Origin of the sequence: Sphingomonas rustica (genome assembly GCF_039652585.1) — a bacterium.
Lineage (GTDB): Bacteria > Pseudomonadota > Alphaproteobacteria > Sphingomonadales > Sphingomonadaceae > Sphingomonas > Sphingomonas rustica.
This window is the reverse complement of the sequence record NZ_JBDIZK010000010.1, coordinates 121,472-139,351: the sequence shown is the minus strand read 5'-3', so window position 1 is coordinate 139,351 and position 17,880 is coordinate 121,472. Positions and strand designations below refer to the sequence as shown.

Genomic DNA, 17,880 nt, shown 5'->3' with positions numbered 1-17,880 from the left:
GGGTGTCGATCGGAGTTTCCATGGACGTTCTGCCCCCGTTTCTCGCCGACGCCGCGCAGGTTGCCGACGCCGCCGAGCTGATCCTGATGTTCGGCGACGAGGCCGGGTGCGAGGCAGCGTCGCGCGCCGATCGCAGCCGCGGCATGGGCAACACGCTCCATTATCTGCGCTGGCGCCAGATCGAGCGCCTGGTCGCGCTGCTGTCGTGCGACGAGGCGATCGGCACCGTCCACTGACGCGCTGACACCCATTCGGCTTCGCTCTCCGGAGCGGAGGGTCCCGCCTCTTCTCGTCCCCCCAGGAAGAAGAGGCGGGATTTCCCCGAATCGGTCGCGTCGCCACGGACCCGCGAGCGCAGACGGGAGTTAAGGCCCGGATGACATCCGAGGCCGCGTGACGCTCCCGCAGATCCTGTCGATTACCGTGCTGATCGGCATGATGCTGCTCTTCATCTGGGGCAGGCTGCGTTACGATCTGGTCGCGGTCACCGCGCTGCTGGCCGCGCTCGCGGTCGGGGTGGTGAAGCCCAAGGACGCCTTTTCCGGCTTTTCCGACGACATCGTGATCATCGTCGGATCGGCGCTGGTGATGTCGGCCGCGGTCCAGCGATCGGGCGTGATCGAGCGGGTGATGCAGATCACCCAGCGCCGCGTCCGCCGCATCCGGTCGCAACTCCTGCTGCTCACCACCAGCGTCGCCTTCGCCTCGGCGCTGGTCAAGAATATCGGCGCGCTGGCGATGCTGATGCCCGCGGCGATGCAGGTGGCGAAGAAATCGGACACCTCGCCTGCCGTGTTCCTGATGCCGATGGCCTTCGCCTCGCTGCTCGGTGGGCTGATCACTTTGGTCGGCACGTCGCCCAACATCATCGTCAGCCGGGTGCGGGAGGAGATTACCGGCCAGCCCTTCGGGATGTTCGACTATGCCCCGGTCGGGTTGGGGCTGACGGTGATGGGGCTGATTTTCCTGCGCTTCGGCTATCGCCTGATCCCGCGCGACCGGCGCGCGACCGCGTCGCTGGGCGAGGCGCTCGACATCCAGGACTATGTGACCGAGGCGGAACTCGCCGAGGGGTCGCTGGCGATCGGCGAGACGGTCGAGGCGTTCGAGGAGCGGCACGAGCAGGAAGTCGCGATCACCGCGATCCTGCGCCGCGGCATGCGCAGCACGCCCCACCGCCAGACGCCGCTGCGCGAGGGCGACGTGCTGATCCTGGGCGGCGCGCCCGATGCGCTGGAACGGGTGATCGCGATCGACGGGCTGAAGCTGGAAGGGCTGGAGCGCGAACTGCCCGAGGGCGCCGGCGGCGAGGTGGGCGTGATCGAGGCGGTGGTCGGCAATGAAAGCCCGCTGATCGGCCGCACCGCAATCGGCATCGGGCTGCATGAGCAGTTCGGCATCAACCTGATCGCGGTGTCGCGCCACGGCGCCCGGCTGGCCAAGCGGGTCGGCCGGATCGCGCTTCAGCCGGGCGATGCGATCCTGCTCCAGGGGCCGCTCGAGCTGGTGTTCGAGCAGTTGAGCGCGCTCGGCTGCCTGCCGCTCGCCCAGCGCCAGTTGCGGCTGGGGAGCGTGCGCAAGGGGCTTTTGCCCGTCGCGATTCTGGCCGCGGCGATGATCGCGACCGCAACCGGGCTGGTGCCGGTGGCGGTCGCCTTCTTCGCCGCCGCGGCGCTCGTCATCCTGACCGGCGCGCTGCCGGTGCGCGAGGCCTATGAGCATGTCGAATGGCCGATCCTGGTGATGCTGGGCGCGCTGATCCCGGTCAGCGACTCGCTGCGCACGACGGGCACCAGCGACCTGATCGGCGAATGGCTGTCGGCGCTCGCCGCGACGCTGCCGCCCTGGGGCGCGGTCGCGCTGATCCTGGTCGCGGCGATGGCGGTGACCCCGTTCCTGAATAATGCGGCGACGGTGCTGGTGATGGCGCCGATCGCGGCGACCTTCGCCAGCGGCCTCGGCTATCGGCCGGAGGCGTTTCTGATGGCGACCGCGGTGGGCGCCGGGTGCGATTTCCTCACCCCGATCGGGCATCAGTGCAACACGTTGGTGCTGGGGCCGGGAGGATACCGGTTCGGCGACTATGCTCGGCTCGGCGCGCCACTGTCGGTGCTGGTCGTCCTGGTCGGCACCCCGCTGATCCTGATGGTGTGGCCGGTGTGACGCTCGGCTGATAAGGCGTGCGAAGGTTCGAAGGGAGCGACGATGATGGCGCGTGTGGTTCAGATCGACAGGACGGGCGGGCCCGAGGTGATCCAGCTGGTCGATCTCGACCTGGCCGATCCCGGCGCAGGCGAGGTGCGGGTGCGGATGACCGCGATCGGGGTCAATTTCATCGACACCTATCACCGTTCCGGCCTGTACCCGGTCGAACTGCCCAGCGGGCTGGGCAGCGAGTTTGCCGGCGTGGTCGAGGCGCTGGGCGACGGCGTCACTGGCCTGGCGGTCGGCGACCGCGTCGCGACCTATGGCCCGGGGCTGGGCGCCTATGCCTCGCACCGCAATGTCGCCGCATCCTCGCTGTTCCGCCTGCCCGACTGGTTCGACGACGAGACCGCGGCGGCGGTGATGCTGAAGGGCTGCACGACCGAATATCTGGTCGAGCGCTGCGGCAAGGTGCAGGCGGGCTGGACCGTGCTGGTCCATGCCGCGGCGGGTGGAATGGGGCAGCTGTTGTGCGGCTGGCTCAAGGCGATCGGCGCGACGGTGATCGGATCGGTCAGCACCGAGGAAAAGGCCGCAGTCGCGCGCGCGGCCGGGGCGGACCATGTCATCCTCCATCGCGAGCAGGACATTGCGGCACGGGTGCGCGAGCTGACCGGCGGTGCGGGCGTGCCGGTGGTGATCGACGGCGTCGGCGGATCGACCTGGCAGGCGTCGCTGGCCAGCACGGCGCGGCGCGGGCTGATCATCAGCTACGGCAATGCCGGCGGCCCGGTGGAGGGCGTCAATCTCGCCACGCTCAACCAGCATGGCTCGCTGTTCGTCACCCGGCCCAAGCTGTACGATTATTACGCCACGCCGGTGGAACGCGAGCAGGGCGTCGCCCGGCTGTTCGCGATGCTTCAGAGCGGCGCGCTGCGCACCGAGATCGGATCGCGCCGGTCGCTGGAAGAAGTGGCGGACGTCCACCGCGCGCTGGAGGCCGGCGAGACGATCGGGTCGACGATCCTCATTCCCTGACCGGGCGGGCTGATCCCGTCCGGACACGAACACAGCGGAGAACGATATGGTCGGGATTTTCAGGAAGCTGTTCGGCGCGAAGCCGGACCCGGCGCCCCCGCCGGGCATGCCCGCGACGATCGAGGAGGGGATGGCATCGCAGGCCGATGAGTTTGTCGACGCTTTTTCCGAACCCGGCTCGCCGATCGACGGCACCCAGCTCGATTACAGCGAGGCCTCGCTCGCACTGGTCGACCAGATCCTCGACGATTTCCATCGCCAGCAAGTCCCGCTTCCCGAGGATCTCCACTTCCTCGCCTCGGCCTATGTGTTCGAGACCGCACGCCGCCAATTCGGCGGTCGCTATGCGCGCAGCGATGCCGACAACCCGTTCGTGCTGGTCATCGGCGAAGGCGATGCCGAGGTCGGCGTGTGCGTCATGTCGAAGGTGAACGGCCGCGTGGCGAATGGGGACGAGGACAGCATCCCTTTCTTCTACGCCGGCATCGCGCCGCTGGTCGCGGCGGGCAAGGGTGCGATGCTGATTTGAGGGTGCGCTGACGGCGCCTAATCGTCCGTCATGCCGGCCGAAGTGCCGGCATCCACTGTGCGACAGATCCCGGAATGTCAGCGGGACGCCGCCCTGGCCTCTTGCTGATCCGGGCGGGCGTCGTGGATGCCGACGGTTCGGGATGAAGGAGGGATGGGCCCCGGCATTGCGGCCGGGGTGACGGAAACGATCAGCCATTCACCCCGATCAGGGCCTTTACCTCCAGGAACTCCGCCAGGCCGAACTTGCCATGCTCGCGGCCATTGCCCGATTGCTTGTAGCCTCCGAACGGAAGCTCGGGACTGGGCTGGCCGCCATTGACATAGACCATCCCGGCGCGCAGCCGCGGCGCCACGCGGCGGATGGCTTCGGGCGAGCCGAACACGACCGCGGACAGGCCGTAGTCGGTGTCGTTGGCGATGCGCACCGCCTCTTCCTCATCCTCATAGGGGATGATCGTCACGACCGGGCCGAAGATCTCCTCGCGCGCGATCGTCATGTCGTTGCGCACGTCGGAGAACAAGGTGGGCTTCACGAAATAGCCGGTGTCGACGCCGTCGGGACGGCCGGGGCCGCCGGCCTCCAGCGTCGCGCCTTCCTCCAGCCCCTTGGCGATCAGGCCCTGGACCTTGTCCCACTGGGTCCGGTTCACCAGCGGACCGAGATGATGGCCTTCCTCGGCCGGGTCGCCGGTGCGCGTGGCCTTCATCATCTCGCTCGCCAGCGCGACGATCTCGGCCTGCTGCGCCTTGGGCACCAGCAGGCGCGTGGGGGCGATGCAGCTCTGGCCCGAGTTCATCAGCACGCTCATCAACGTGCCCTTCACCGCGCGCGCCGGGTCGGCGCCCTCCAGCATCAGGCTGGGCGACTTGCCGCCCAGTTCCTGGTGCACGCGCTTGACCGTATCGGCGGCGTTCTTCGCCACCAGCACCCCGGCGCGGGTCGATCCGGTGAAGCTCACCATGTCGACGCCCTTGTGCCGGCTGAGCGCGGTGCCGACGCCGGGCCCGTCGCCATTGACCAGGTTGAACACGCCCGCGGGCACGCCGGCCGCGTTGAGCACCTCGGCGAAGATCATCGCGCAGCTGGGCGCCTCCTCGCTGGGCTTCAGGATCATGGTGCAGCCCGCCGCCAGCGCCGGCGCGACCTTCGACACGATCTGGTTCAGCGGCCAGTTCCACGGAGTGATCATCGCGACGACGCCGATCGGTTCATGCACCACCTCGGACGATCCGATCGTCTCGGCGAACTCGAACCCGCGCAGCGCCTTGGCCGCGGCCATCAGGTGACCGATGCCCGACCCGACCTGCGCGGTCTTCGCCAGGCTGAGCGGCGCGCCCATTTCCTGGCTGATCGCCTCGGCCATGTCGCCGGCGCGCTTCTTGTATTCGTCGATCACCCGCTCGATCAGCGCGATCCGCTCGTCCGGGCTGGTGCGCGAGAAGCCGTCGAACGCGCGCCGCGCGGCGGCAACCGCCTTGTCGACATCCGCCTCGCTGCCCAGGATGATCTCGCTGACCGGCATTTCGGTCGCCGGGTTGATGACATGGTGCGCGGTGCCGCCCTCGCTCTCGACCCAGGCGCCGTCGATATAGTGGTTGAGGTTGCTGCGCATCTCGCTCTCCCGATTCGAATTTCCGGTATGGAGATGCAACGCGGGGAGATCGGTTGCAAGCGTTGGGGGCTGTGACCAAGCCTCTCCTCCCCAGGAGCCTGCGGCTCCGGGGGAGGAAAGGGCTTACCGCTTCTCGCTCGCCAGCCGGGTCATCAGGATCGCGGCGCGTTTCGCCTGTAGCGCGATACTGGGGATGTCGAGCCATTCGCCCTCGGCATGGCTGTTGCCGCCCCATGGGCCCATGCCGGCCAGCGTGTCGGCATCCGCCGCGACAAAGCTCGAATCCGCCGCGCCGCGCTTGGCGGGGTCGTATTCGGGCATCTCGGGCAGGCCAAGGCTCTTGTTCACGCCGTTCAGCTTGCCGAGCAGCGCGCGATTGCCCTCAGTCGGCGCCATCGGCGGATAGCCGGACTCGACGGTGAAGGTCGCGCTGGTGCCCGGCAAATTCTGCGCCGCGATGGCGGTCATCTTCTGGCGCGCGCGGGCGTCCTGTTCGGCGGTCAGGCTGCGGATGTCGCCGCGGGCGATCGCGGTTTCGGGGACGATGTTGGTCTTGCCCGATCCGGTGATGGTCAACTGCGCCGCATCGATCGTCGCCGGGGTGCCGCCGCCGGCGACCGAGACATTATAGGTCAGGTTCGGCTCGACCACCTCGCGCCGCCACGTGTCGAGGATGCGCGACAATTCGTAGATCGCGCCATAGCCCAGCTCCTTGCCGAAGATCGTGCTGGAATGGCCGGTCTTGCCCTTCACCGTCAGCAGCCAGTTGGACGAGCTGCGTCGCGCGACCGTGCCGTAATCCTTGCCGCCCTCACGCGCGAGGCTTTCGAACTCCAGCGCGACATCGGCCCATTTGCCCGCCTCGATCAGGTCGCGGCGCGCCACCTCGACCGGGGCACCGATCCGTTCCTCGTCACCGGTCAGCACGACCATGATGTCGGCCTGTTTCAGCGTGCCCGCCGCCTGCATCCCGCGCAGCGCCGCGAGGATCACCGAGATTCCGCCCTTGTCGTCGACGACACCGGGGCCGATCGCGCGGTCGCCCTCGCGCTTCCACGTCTGGAAGGGCGAGCTGGGCTCGAACACCGTGTCGAGATGGCCGATCAGCAGCATCCGCTTGCCGCGGCCATTGCCCTTGTGCGTCGCGACCAGATGACCCGATCGCCCCGTGGCGGCCATGTCCGACCAGCGCACCGCAAAGCCCAGCGCCTCGAACTCGGGCACCAGCAGGTCATGCACCTTGCGCACGCCGGGGGCGTTCAGCGTGCCGCTGTTGATGACGGTCATCTTCTCCAGCAGCGCCAGCGAGCGATCCTGCTCGGCATCGATCGTCGCGGCGATCTTTGCCTCCGACTTGCTCAACTGGGCGGCGGCGGGCGTGGCGATCATCATCGCGAGCGTGCTCAGGATCAGGGATTTCATGCGGCGCAGGCTAGGGCGGTCGGAAACGGGTGGCAATGACGAGGATTGCCGCGCGGCGATGCGACGCTAAGCTTTCCCTCGGGGGGAATGTGCGATGCTGGGATTGTTCAAGCCGAAGCTGCCGGTCGATCCGGACGAATTCGAATGGCTGATGGCCGGCTATGCCTGGCTGCTCCAGGAGTTTGACGGGATCGAGGGGCTGCGCGGGACCGGGCTGGTGCTGCCCGACGGGGACTATTTTCCCGCGAGCCGAGCGACCGGCCATATGCGCGCGGTCGAACTGTTCGATCAGGTGCGGGCGATCGCGGGCATGAGCGACTGGCAATGTGACCTGTATGAAGGCGCAACCGATGCGGATCCGCATGTCGCGCACGGCCACGCACTGCGCCGGCTGACCGCAGCGCAGCCGCTCGGAACCTTCGGCTATGCCGACGGTCGCTATCATGTGACCTATAATCCGGACGAGCTGGCACGGCCGCAATCGCTGGTCGCGACCTTCGCGCACGAGCTTGCCCATTATCTGATCCACAGCGCGCGGACGCGCCCGCCGGGCGGTCCGGAACTGGAGGAGCATGCGACTGATCTGGCCGCGATCTTCATGGGATTCGGTGTGTTCCAGGCCAACAGCGCGCGCGATTTTCGGCAGTTCCAGGATGCCGGGGAACAGGGGTGGCAGATGCGATCGAGCGGCTATCTGTCCGAACTGTCCCGGGTCACCGCGCTGGCGATGTTCGTCCGGCTGACCGACGCCGATGCAAAGGCGGCGGAAGTCGCGCTGAAGGACTATCTGCGCGGACCGTTCCGCAAGGCGATCGCGGCACTCGACCATCGCCATCCTCGATTGGCCGAGGAGATTGCAGCAGTGGACCTGGCCGAATGGCGCTGATCAGGCAGGCGTGACGCGGAAGATCTCGCCCGCCAGGTCGACGAGATAGAGATTGCCCGCCGCATCCTCGCCGAACGAGGCGATCTGGTCGATCTCGCCGGCATCGGGCGTGAAGTCGAGGTTGCGGCGTTCGTAGCTGCCCGAGGGGAACAGGCTGCCCTGCACCAGCGATGCGGCCGGGACGGTCCAGATGTTGCCGCTGACGAAATCGGCGAAGACATAGTGGCCGGCCAGCGAGGCGACGGGGCCGCGATAGACATAGCCGCCGATGATCGAGGCGCCCTGGGTCGGGCCGGTGCCATGGCCATATTGCGAGACCGGCGCGGTCAGCCCGCCCGGCGCGGTGCCGCGATAGGGCTGGGTCCCCTCGAGGAACGGCCAGCCGAAGTTCAGCCCCGGCTGGTCGGGACGGACGACGTCGATCTCCTCGATCGCGCCCTGGCCGACATCGGCGATGTACAGCCGCCCGTCGGGCCCGAAGGAATTGCGGAACGGATTGCGCAGGCCATAGGCGAAGACATAGGGGTCGCCGCCGCCGCCGGCGAAGGGATTGCCCGGCGCGGCGCGATAGCCGCCGCCCGGCGCATCGGCCAGCCGCAGGATCTTGCCCAGCCGCGAGCTGGTATTCTGGGCATTGTTGCCCGGGTCGCCCGACCCGCCGCCGTCGCCGGTGGCGACGTAGAGCAGGCCGTCGGGGCCGAAGGCGATCCATCCGCCATTATGGTTGTTCGCGCCGGGATGCGGCACGCTGAGCGCGGTCGTATAGCCGGGCGATCCGACGACATAGTCGCGCACCTCGATAATCCCGCCGACGCCGGTGCAATGGACCGCGACGCGCCTGCTGGTCGCGAAATCGGGCCGCGCCGCGAGGCCAAGCAGCCCGCGTTCGCCATCGGTGGTCAGCCCGGTGACGGTGAACGCGGCGCTCTTCGCGCCCGTTGCGGGATCGAGAGTCCAGACGTTGCCGCCCTTCTCGACCACGAACACGCGGGTGTCGCCGGGAATGGCGGCGACATAGAGCGGCTGGTTGAAGCCGGTGCCGACGCGGCGCACGGCGATGCCCTCGCGGCTGTTGGTCACGGTGATCGCCAGGTCGAGCGTGGCGTTCAGCGTCCCGTCGCTGGCGCGCAGCTGGACGTTGTAGACATTGTCGGCCCCGGCATCGGCGGGCGCCTCGAAATTGGGCGCGGAGGTGAAGCTGAGCGCGCCCGCCGGGGTGATGGCGAAGCGCGCGGCGTCGGCGCCGCCGGCGATCGAATAGGTGATGGCGTCGCCATTGGGGTCGGTCGCGGTCGCCTGATAGGCGGCGCTGCTGTTCTCGACGACGCTGGCGGTTGCGGCAGAGGTGAAGACCGGCGCACCATTGGCTGCGGGCGGTGTCGGCGCCGGGCTGGGGGAGGGGTCCGGCGTATTCCCGCCGCCGCCGCTGCACGCGGCGAGAAGAAGCAGGGGCAAGGCGATGCCGGCGCGCATGATCAAGGCGCGTAACGCGATGGGTGCGCGGTAGTTCCGAAAGGTCTCTTCCAGTAAAATCCTCTCCCGGAGGGAGAGGGGGACCGCGAAGCGGTGGAGAGGGATTTTCCACGTTCGCAGTTTGTCGTTTGGGAATACTCCCTCTCCACCAGCCTGCGGCTGGTCCCCCTCTCCCTCCGGGAGAGGATTTATTTTACCTTGCGAGTTACTTCCTCAAAGCCCCAGCGCCTTCTTGATATCGTCCCATGCCACCAGCTTGAAATTCTGGGCGCGCGGGGCGTTCTGGCCGTCCTGGGCGATGAAGATGCCGCCGGGATAGTCGGGGCCGAAATCGCCGACGCCGATGTCGATGCCGTCGGTTTCCTCGGTCGCGCCGAACCTGCCCGCGCCGATGCGAAAGCGGCCGACATAGGAATCGTCGCTCAGGCGATAGACCGCATAGGCATTGTCGCCCTGGCTCGACACGATCAGATAGCCGCCATCGGCATCGCCTTCCGCGGCGATCGTGACGCCTTCGGTGTCGGGCACGATCTCGACGCCATCGGCCGCCCCGAGCTTGACCGGCGTCGTGGCGCCCGTCGCCCGCGCGTCGAAGCGCCACAGGCCGACATCCTCCTCGGCGACATAGAGGCGGTGCGTGCGCTCATCGACGACGCAACCTTCGGACTGGGTCGCCAGCTTCATCGTCCGCACGATCCGGCCGGCGGGTGCCGCCCCCGACAGGTCGAGCTCGACCTGGGTGATGGTGCCGTCCTTGATGACGTTGAACGCGCTCAGCGTCGTGCCCTGGCGGTACAGGCATACGCCATAGGCCTCGCCGGTGCCGACCGCGACCTTGCCGAGCGGGGTCAGCGTGCGCGTGGCGGGGTCGAGACGGAACAACGCCAGTTTCGGGTTCAGCTTGTCGATCCGGTCGCTGGCGGCGACGATGATGCCCGCGGGCCCCATGTCGCGCAGGTCGACATTGTTCACCCGGCCGGCATCGAGGAAGGACTGGATCTCGCCCTTCAGGTTGTAGACGTACAGGCCGGCCTTCTTGTCGGTCGCCACGATCAGGCTTGCGGCCGGATCGGCGGCGTTGCGCCAGATGGCGGGATCGTCCGCGGCATCGGCATTGGCGGTCGCCACCGCCGCCGTCTCGCCGCGCGCCTTGACGCTGGCGGTCGGGGCGGGGGAGAAGGCGGGGCGGGGCTCGGTTGCGCTGCACCCTGCCACCAGCGGGAGGAGGGCAGCCAGGGTGGCGGTCAGCGTCTTGGTCATGGTCGTCCTCGGAAGCGCCGGGCGGGCGTGCGGAAGGCCGGACGTAGGAGCGACGTTTGACATTCGGGCGCGATTTGCGTGACGGTTCGGCGTCGTTTGCGTGACACTTCCGCGCACGGCCGCCGACGCCAATCAGGCAGCCGGCGGCTTGCGCTCGGTACAATGTCCCGATCGCTCAGTTCATCCGAGTCAGCCAGATGCGGGAACTGCCATCGGGATCGTTGACGTGCATCATCATCCGCCCGTTGCGGGTGCTGTAGCTCATGACCAGGTTCGATTCCGTCATGTGGATCGCGCTCTGGTTGATCTCGTACAGTTCTTCTTCCGCCGGATCGGTATAGCCGGTCTTCGCGCGATAGGTGCGCATCTGGCGATCGGCGGTGAATTCGATCTGGTCGCCGCGATGGATATCCTCGAATCCGCTGGCGCCGGTCACCTTCCAGCGCCCGACGACCGCCAGGTGGCGCAGCGCCTTGGGCGGCTCGCCGCCGAAGCCCGAATAGAAGCCGGCACGCTGGCGCAGGTCGGCAACCAGCCTGGTTTCTCCCTCCAGTCCGTCCAGCCCCGAACTCGCCATACGGCTCGCCAGCCCGTCGACCAGCGCATAGGCCGCCTTGGGGTCGTTGCGCTGATGGAAGGCGGTGGTCGCTTCCTTCAGCGACAGATATTCGTCGACCAGCAGATGCGCCTTGCGCAGCGGTGCGCTGGCGACGCGCGTTGGAGTCAGATCGACCGCGACCGCATCGGTGCCGGGCGTGCCGTCGATCGCGTTCCAGCTGACCGTCGCCGCCAGCAGCGGCGCGCCGGCGGCGACCGGCGCCAGCGGCAGGTTGGCGCGGTCGGCACTGCGCGTCATCGTCGCGAAGATTCCGCCGCCATTGGTGCTCAGGAACACGCTGGGCACGGTCACGGTGATCGCCCCCTCGGGCGTCTCGGTCATCACGTCGGCGGGGACGCCGAACACGCCGGAGATGCGATAGCCCGCGGCCGGGGTCAGCGTCAGCTTCAGGTCGTGCGCCAGTTCGCTGACCATCGTGTCGAGCTGGCGATCGAACACCGTCTTCACATCGTCGTCGCTGGCGATGAAGAACAGGTTGCCGCCCCGCACGCTGGACACGCGCGTCGCCAGCGGGCCGTCGAACTGGGTACTGACGCCGATCGTCGTCAGGCCGATGCCGCGCTGCGATGCCTCCTGCGCCATCCCCATGAAGCTTTCGGCATCGGTCGCGCCGACATTGGGCTGTTCGTCGGTGAACAACATCATCCTGGTCGTACCCTTGAACCGCGGCGCATCGGCAAAGGCGGTGTCGTACCCGACGCGCAGGCCCGCCTCCATGTTGGTCGATCCCTCGCTGCGGATGTCGCGGATCGCGGCGGCGATCCGGTCGCGGCTTGCGGCGATGTCGGTCGGCGCCAGATAGACGTGCGAGCGGTCGCCATAGAGGATGATCGACATGCGATCGCCGTCGCGCATCTGTCCCAGGATCTGGAGCAGGCTGGCCCGGACCCGATCCAGCGGCGCCCCGTTCATCGATCCGGACTTGTCCACCACCGCGACGAGGTTCAGCGGCGCGCGGCGCCAGTTCGCCCCGTCGATGTTCGACGCGAAGCCGACGCCGACGAACAGCCGGTCGTCGTCGCGCAGCGCCAGCGTGGCGGGCATCGCCTCGCCGGTCAGGCAGAACAGCTTGGCACAATCCCTTGCGGCGGGCAGCGTCAGGTCATGCTCGCCCATCAGTCCTTCGACCGTCAGCGTCTCGGGACGCGGCATGCCGACCTCCTCGGCGATGTTGCGGAACGCCTTGATGTCCTGCGCGCCGCCCTGGCGGACCGCGGTGACGACTAGTTCATCATAGCCTTCGTCCTGATCGTCGGTCTGGGCGAGGGCAGGGGCAGCGGGGAGCAGCAGCGCGGCCAGCGTCAGCGCAAAGAGGGAATGGGCCAAGGGCTTCATGACGATCCTCCCGATATGTTCTGTAACGCGAAGCTAACACGAGCCGACGGGTGGCGGAAACGAAAAGGGGCGCCCGGACGGCAAGGTCCGGGCGCCCCAAAGCGCCGATGATTTCCCCCGAAATCAGGCGCTGTAGTACATGTCGTATTCGACCGGGCTGGGGGTCATTTCCCAACGCGCCACATCGGCGCGCTTGATCTCGACATAGGCCTCGATCTGGTCCTTGGTGAACACGTCGCCCTTCAGCAGGAAGTCCATATCGGCTTCCAGGCTGTCCAGCGCCTCGCGCAGCGAACCGCAGACGGTCGGCACGTTCGCCAGCTCGGCCGGCGGCAGGTCGTACAGGTTCTTGTCCATCGGGTCGCCCGGATGGATCCGGTTCTGGATGCCGTCCAGGCCGGCCATCAGCAGCGCCGCATAGCAGAGATACGGATTGGCCAGCGCGTCGGGGAAGCGGAACTCGACCCGCTTCGCCTTGCTGCCCGCGCCGTACGGGATGCGGCACGATGCCGAGCGGTTGCGCGACGAATAGGCCAGCAGCACCGGCGCCTCATATCCCGGGACCAGCCGCTTGTAGCTGTTGGTGCTGGGGTTGGTGAAGGCGTTCAGCGCCTTGGCGTGCTTGATGACCCCGCCGATGAAGTACAGGCACATGTCGCTGAGCCCGGCATAGCCGTTGCCCGCGAACAGCGGGTTGCCCTTGTCCCAGATCGAGATGTGGGTGTGCATGCCCGAGCCGTTATCTTCCTTGATCGGCTTCGGCATGAAGGTCGCGGTCTTGCCATAGGCATGGGCGACCTGGTGCACGACATATTTGTAGATCTGCATGCGGTCGGCGGTCTGGACCAGCGTGCCGAAGGTCAGGCCCAGCTCGTGCTGCGCGGCGGCGACCTCATGGTGGTGCTTGTCGCAGGGCAGGCCCATTTCGAGCATGGTCGAGACCATCTCGCCGCGGATGTCGACCGCGGAATCGACCGGCGCGACCGGGAAATAGCCGCCCTTGGCGCGCGGGCGGTGGCCCATGTTGCCGGCTTCATATTCGCGGCCCGAATTGCCCGGCAGCTCGATGTCGTCGATCGCGTAATAGCTGGTCGAATAGCTGTTCTCGAAGCGGACGTCGTCGAACATGAAGAACTCGGCCTCGGGGCCGACATAGACGGTGTCGCCAATGCCCAGCGACTGGAGATAGGCCTCCGAACGCTTCGCGGTCGAGCGCGGGTCACGCGAGTAGAGCTCGCCGGTCGACGGCTCGACGATGTCGCACACCAGGATCAGCATCGGCGTCGCCGAGAAGGGATCGGTCCACACCGCGTCCAGATCCGGCTTCAGGATCATGTCGGACTCGTTGATCGCCTTCCAGCCCTCGATCGACGAACCGTCGAACATCAGGCCGTCGGTCAGTTCGTCCTCGCCCAGGATGCTGGCGACCATGGTCAGGTGCTGCCACTTGCCCTTCGGGTCGGTGAAGCGCAGGTCGATCCACTCGATCTCCTGATCCTTGACCATCTTCAGAATGTCGCTGGCCGAATTCGCCATTGGGAACCCCTTTCGCTCTCTTTCAGAAACCCGACGAATCGGGCAATAAAATTACCGTGCGGCGCGCTTCATCCAGTGGATGCTGCGCCGCGTCAATCGACTCAGATTGCGTTCTCGTTACGCTCGCCGGTGCGGATGCGCAGCGCGGTCTCGACCGGGATCACGAAGATCTTGCCGTCGCCGATGCGGCCGGTCTGCGCTGCCGCGGCGATCGCCTCGACCACCCGGTCGGCCAGCGCATCCTCGACCACCACTTCCAGCTTTACCTTGGGCAGGAAGTCCACGACATATTCGGCGCCGCGATACAATTCGGTGTGCCCCTTCTGGCGGCCGAACCCCTTGGCCTCGGTCACCGTGATGCCGGAGACGCCCACCTCGTGCAGGGCCTCCTTCACCTCGTCCAGCTTGAACGGCTTGATGATCGCTTCGATCTTTTTCACGTCGTACCCCTAACCGGAAGGCGGTCTCGCCTGTCGCGCGTGTCGCAACAAGCGTGCCAGCCGCAATGCACAGCTTGTCCCTCCGCGCGGCGCGACGCAATGCCCGAGCGCTGCCTGATAAACGGGCAGATGCGGGCCTGCTGCCCGTTCCTCCGGCATCTGCCCGGTCGTGCAGCAAGGGCTCCGCGGGTTGACGTCGATTGTCGCGGTGATATTGCGAGGCAATCGCAATTAACCCAGGAGATGCGGCATGTACCGGTTCCTCGATCGCCACGTCCTGTCGCTCGCACCTGGCGAGCAGGCACTGCTCTGGTCGGTGCGCAGCTGGACCGACGCGATGCTGATGCAGCGCTGCCCTTGCGCCGCGCTGGGGCCGGCCTTCGCGCGGTGGCGGGTGGCCGAGCTGCTGCCCGATTTCAACATGGCGATGTTCCTGCTGAACGGCGAGGGACTCGGGCGGATGATGTTCGGCGCGCCGCCATGCGCGCACGTCCATGATGACGAAGCGATGCTTCTGGCGCTTTTTCACGCCGCATCGGCCGATGATTTTCACCTTCTTGAACGAATGGCATTGCAATTGGTGAAACAGGAAAGCATCGCGCCTTTCATCGTTGCGGCAAGTCAGGCCGCCGAACTGCTGCGGCGCACGCCCGTGCCGAAGCAAAACTGAAGGACCTGCAGTTCAATGACGTTGCATACGCGGCCACCCGCGCTGCTTCCCGAGCACAAGAGCTTCCTCACGGCGGGCGTCCGCTGGGTACGCCACTGGAACGAGCATCTGTTCAGCTTCGCGATCGAGCGTCCGGCGAGCTTCCGCTTCCGCTCGGGCGAATTCGTGATGATCGGCCTGCTCGACGACGAGGGCAAGGCGCTGATGCGCGCCTATTCGATCGCCAGCCCCGCCTGGTCGGACGAACTGGAATTCCTGTCGATCAAGGTCGCGGACGGCCCGCTGACCTCGAAGCTGCAGCTGATCCGTCCCGACGACCAGCTCTATCTCGGCCGCAAGCCGACCGGCACGTTGGTGTCGGACGCGCTGCTGCCGGGGAAGCGGTTGTTCATGCTGGGCACCGGCACCGGGCTGGCGCCGTTCCTCAGCGTGGCGCGCGATCCCGAAATCTACGACCGGTTCGACCAGGTCGTGATGGTGCACAGCGTGCGCCGCGTCAGCGACCTGGCCTATTATGAGGAACTGACGGCGCAGCTGGCCAGCGACCCGCTGGTCCAGGAACAGGCGCTGCTCCAGTTCCATTATGTCCCGACGGTCACGCGCGAGCCGTTCCATACCTCGGGCCGGATCCAGGCGCTGGCCGATGACGGCACGCTGTTCCGCTCGCCGGTCGTCGGCCCGGCCGAGTTCGACCCCGAGACCGATCGCATCATGCTGTGCGGGTCGATGTCGATGATCCGCGACTTCGCCGAGATGCTGGAGGGCAAGGGCTTCATCGAAGGCTCGAACGCCAATCCCGGTCACTTCGTGATCGAGCGCGCCTTCGTCGGCTGATCGGCGCAAGCGCTGGAGAGAATTGGGGCGCGTACCGTCGAGGTGCGCGCCCTTTTTCGTGCCGGCGCGGATTTTTGCGCGCAGAGACGCGGAGACGCAGAGATCGGGTGCGAGGAGGCCCATACTTCTCCCCTTCTTGGAAGGGAGGGGAATCTAAAATCTCATGCGCGAAGCGCTGATTGCGGCGGCACCGCCAGCGCACCCCCTCTGCGCCTCCGCGTCTCTGCGCGCAAAAAATCCGCCCCTTCAGCCAACTGCCACCCTCAATAAGGCGGCCGGTCCAACCCCTTGGGGCTCTTGGTGAAGATCTCGCAGCCATCCTCGGTGATGCCGATCGAATGTTCGAACTGGGCCGAGAGCGAGCGGTCGCGCGTCACTGCCGTCCAGCCGTCGTCGAGCAGCTTCACGTCGGCGCGGCCGATGTTGATCATCGGCTCGACGGTGAAGAACATGCCGGGCTTCAGCTCCGGGCCGGTCTTGGGACGGCCGACATGGACGACTTCGGGCGCATCGTGGAACATGCGGCCGACGCCGTGTCCGCAGAAGTCGCGGACCACGCCGTAGCGATGCTTTTCGGCATGCGTCTGGATCGCATGGCTGATGTCGCCCAGGAAATTGCCGGGCCTGGCCTGTTCGAGGCCGAGCATCAGGCATTCATAGGTCACGTCGACCAGCCGGCGCGCCTTGAGCCCGACATCGCCGACCAGGAACATGCGGCTGGTGTCGCCGTGCCAGCCATCGACCAGCGGGGTGACGTCGATATTGGCGATGTCGCCGTCCTTCAGCACCCGGTCGCCCGGAATGCCGTGGCACACGACATGGTTGATCGAGATGCAGCAGCTATGGGTATAACCGCGATAGCCCAAAGTCGCGGGCACGCCGCCGCCGTCCAGCGACATCTGGCGGACGATGTCGTCCAGCTCGCCGGTGGTCACGCCCGGCACGACATGCGGCACCAGCGCGTCGAGAATCTCGGCAGCCAGGCGGCCGGCGCGGCGCATGCCCTCGAAGCCCTCGGGCCCGTGCAGCTTGATCGCGCCCGTGCGGGCCATCGGCGTGTCTTCGGTGACGCTTACATACTCGGTCATGTCGCCGATATAGTCGTTTGCGTGCGGCTTTGCGAGTGAGTACGAGCGCCGATATGGACGAGAGGATCTGGACAGCCGCGCTGGTCGTGATCGGAGACGAGATCCTCTCCGGCCGCACCCAGGACCGCAACATCGCGCAACTGGCCACCTGGCTGAACGCGCAGGGGATTCGCCTGGCCGAGGTGCGGGTGGTGCCCGACGTCCAGGCGGCGATCGTCGAGGCGGTCAACACGCTGCGCGCGCGCAACGACTATCTGTTCACCACCGGTGGCATCGGCCCGACCCATGACGACATCACCGTCGATGCGATCGCCGCGGCGCTTGGCGTGCCGGTCGTGATCCATCCGCAGGCGCGCGCGGTGCTGGACGACTATTACCAGACGCGCGGCGGACTGACCGATGCGCGGTTGCGCATGGCCCGCGTGCCCGAGGGCGCCGACCTGATCCCGAACCGGATGTCGGGCGCGCCGGGCATCCGGGTGGGCAACGAGGTCTTCATCCTGGCCGGCGTGCCGCATATCGCCGCGCAGATGCTCGACGCGCTGACCGGCCAGCTCGAGGGCGGGCGCCCGCTGGTGTCGCGCACGATCGGCGGCTGGGTCGCGGAGAGCGAGATCGCCGACCTGCTCGGCAGGACCGAACGGGCCCATGAGGGCGTGTCGATCGGCAGCTATCCCTTCTTCCGCGAGGGCCGCGTCGGCGCGAACTTCGTCGTGCGCGCGACCGATCCTGCGGTGGTCGACGCCTGCGTCGCGGACCTGATGGCCGCGCTGGCGGCGGCGGGATATGAGGTCGTCGACGGCGGGATTTGATCAAGGCAGGGTGCGGCTTGGCCTTTCCTCCCCCGGATGCTGCGCATCCGGGGGAGGGGGACCAGCCGAAGGCTGGTGGAGGGGGTCCACAACAGATGTTGCAGTCTCTCCACCACGCCGGTTGCAGCCCCCTCCACCACGATGCTGCGCATCGCGGTCCTCCTCCCCCGGAGCCGCA

At 67.3% G+C, this 17,880-nt stretch carries 16 protein-coding genes; 8 read left to right on the top strand and 8 right to left on the bottom strand.

Annotated features, from left to right (window positions below; all coding sequences use genetic code 11):
* The first annotated feature begins 20 nt into the window (after nt 1-20).
* From TPR58_RS16585 to TPR58_RS16570, 4 genes are all read left to right on the top strand, one after another.
* Nucleotides 21-236, top strand: coding sequence for a hypothetical protein (locus TPR58_RS16585; RefSeq protein ID WP_346247838.1), 216 nt, complete (start codon nt 21-23; stop codon nt 234-236).
* 157 nt (nt 237-393) lie between these two features.
* A complete protein-coding gene (locus TPR58_RS16580; RefSeq protein ID WP_346247837.1) occupies nt 394-2,163 on the top strand; it encodes an SLC13 family permease in 1,770 nt (589 codons plus the stop codon).
* 45 nt (nt 2,164-2,208) lie between these two features.
* Nucleotides 2,209-3,183: a quinone oxidoreductase family protein gene (locus tag TPR58_RS16575; RefSeq protein ID WP_346247836.1), complete on the top strand. Its 975-nt coding sequence runs from the start codon at nt 2,209-2,211 to the stop codon at nt 3,181-3,183.
* Nucleotides 3,184-3,229: 46 nt separating this feature from the next.
* Entirely contained in the window at nt 3,230-3,712 is a 483-nt protein-coding gene (locus tag TPR58_RS16570; protein ID WP_346247835.1) for a hypothetical protein, read from the top strand.
* A gap of 190 nt (nt 3,713-3,902) precedes the next feature.
* Here the strand turns inward: TPR58_RS16570 and TPR58_RS16565 are convergent, their stop codons facing one another.
* Nucleotides 3,903-5,327: an aldehyde dehydrogenase family protein gene (locus TPR58_RS16565; protein WP_346247834.1), complete on the bottom strand. Its 1,425-nt coding sequence runs from the start codon at nt 5,325-5,327 to the stop codon at nt 3,903-3,905.
* 123 nt (nt 5,328-5,450) lie between these two features.
* Complete coding sequence (locus TPR58_RS16560) at nt 5,451-6,749, bottom strand: M20/M25/M40 family metallo-hydrolase (protein WP_346247833.1); 1,299 nt, start codon at nt 6,747-6,749, stop codon at nt 5,451-5,453.
* A gap of 94 nt (nt 6,750-6,843) precedes the next feature.
* On the opposite strand from TPR58_RS16560, the gene TPR58_RS16555 reads away from it, so the two are divergent.
* Complete coding sequence (locus TPR58_RS16555; RefSeq protein WP_346247832.1) at nt 6,844-7,635, top strand: hypothetical protein; 792 nt, start codon at nt 6,844-6,846, stop codon at nt 7,633-7,635.
* Here the strand turns inward: TPR58_RS16555 and TPR58_RS16550 are convergent, their stop codons facing one another.
* From TPR58_RS16550 to TPR58_RS16530, 5 genes are all read right to left on the bottom strand, one after another.
* Nucleotides 7,636-9,108: a PQQ-dependent sugar dehydrogenase gene (locus tag TPR58_RS16550; RefSeq protein WP_346247831.1), complete on the bottom strand. Its 1,473-nt coding sequence runs from the start codon at nt 9,106-9,108 to the stop codon at nt 7,636-7,638.
* Nucleotides 9,109-9,321: 213 nt separating this feature from the next.
* A complete protein-coding gene (locus tag TPR58_RS16545) occupies nt 9,322-10,368 on the bottom strand; it encodes a phytase (RefSeq protein WP_346247830.1) in 1,047 nt (348 codons plus the stop codon).
* Nucleotides 10,369-10,543: 175 nt separating this feature from the next.
* Nucleotides 10,544-12,322 (bottom strand): vWA domain-containing protein, encoded by a 1,779-nt coding sequence (locus tag TPR58_RS16540; protein WP_346247829.1) that lies wholly within the window; start codon nt 12,320-12,322, stop codon nt 10,544-10,546.
* 123 nt (nt 12,323-12,445) lie between these two features.
* Nucleotides 12,446-13,858 carry a type I glutamate--ammonia ligase gene (gene glnA / locus TPR58_RS16535; RefSeq protein ID WP_346247828.1) on the bottom strand — a complete coding sequence of 471 codons (1,413 nt, stop codon included), beginning with the start codon at nt 13,856-13,858 and terminating at the stop codon, nt 12,446-12,448.
* A gap of 101 nt (nt 13,859-13,959) precedes the next feature.
* A complete protein-coding gene (locus TPR58_RS16530) occupies nt 13,960-14,298 on the bottom strand; it encodes a P-II family nitrogen regulator (protein WP_346247827.1) in 339 nt (112 codons plus the stop codon).
* A 250-nt stretch (nt 14,299-14,548) separates the two neighbouring features.
* Here TPR58_RS16530 and TPR58_RS16525 point away from each other — a divergent pair, with 250 nt between their 5' ends.
* Together TPR58_RS16525 and TPR58_RS16520 are read left to right on the top strand one after the other, a co-directional pair.
* The gene (locus TPR58_RS16525) at nt 14,549-14,968 is read left to right on the top strand and encodes a hypothetical protein (protein ID WP_346247826.1); all 420 of its coding nucleotides are present in this window, start codon (nt 14,549-14,551) and stop codon (nt 14,966-14,968) included.
* A 15-nt stretch (nt 14,969-14,983) separates the two neighbouring features.
* Entirely contained in the window at nt 14,984-15,802 is an 819-nt protein-coding gene (locus TPR58_RS16520; RefSeq protein ID WP_346247825.1) for a ferredoxin--NADP reductase, read from the top strand.
* A gap of 263 nt (nt 15,803-16,065) precedes the next feature.
* On the opposite strand, the gene map is transcribed toward TPR58_RS16520, so the two are convergent.
* A complete protein-coding gene (map, locus tag TPR58_RS16515; RefSeq protein ID WP_346247824.1) occupies nt 16,066-16,890 on the bottom strand; it encodes a type I methionyl aminopeptidase in 825 nt (274 codons plus the stop codon).
* Between the two features lie 53 nt (nt 16,891-16,943).
* Here map and TPR58_RS16510 point away from each other — a divergent pair, with 53 nt between their 5' ends.
* The gene (locus TPR58_RS16510; RefSeq protein ID WP_346247823.1) at nt 16,944-17,702 is read left to right on the top strand and encodes a competence/damage-inducible protein A; all 759 of its coding nucleotides are present in this window, start codon (nt 16,944-16,946) and stop codon (nt 17,700-17,702) included.
* The last annotated feature ends 178 nt before the right edge of the window (nt 17,703-17,880 follow it).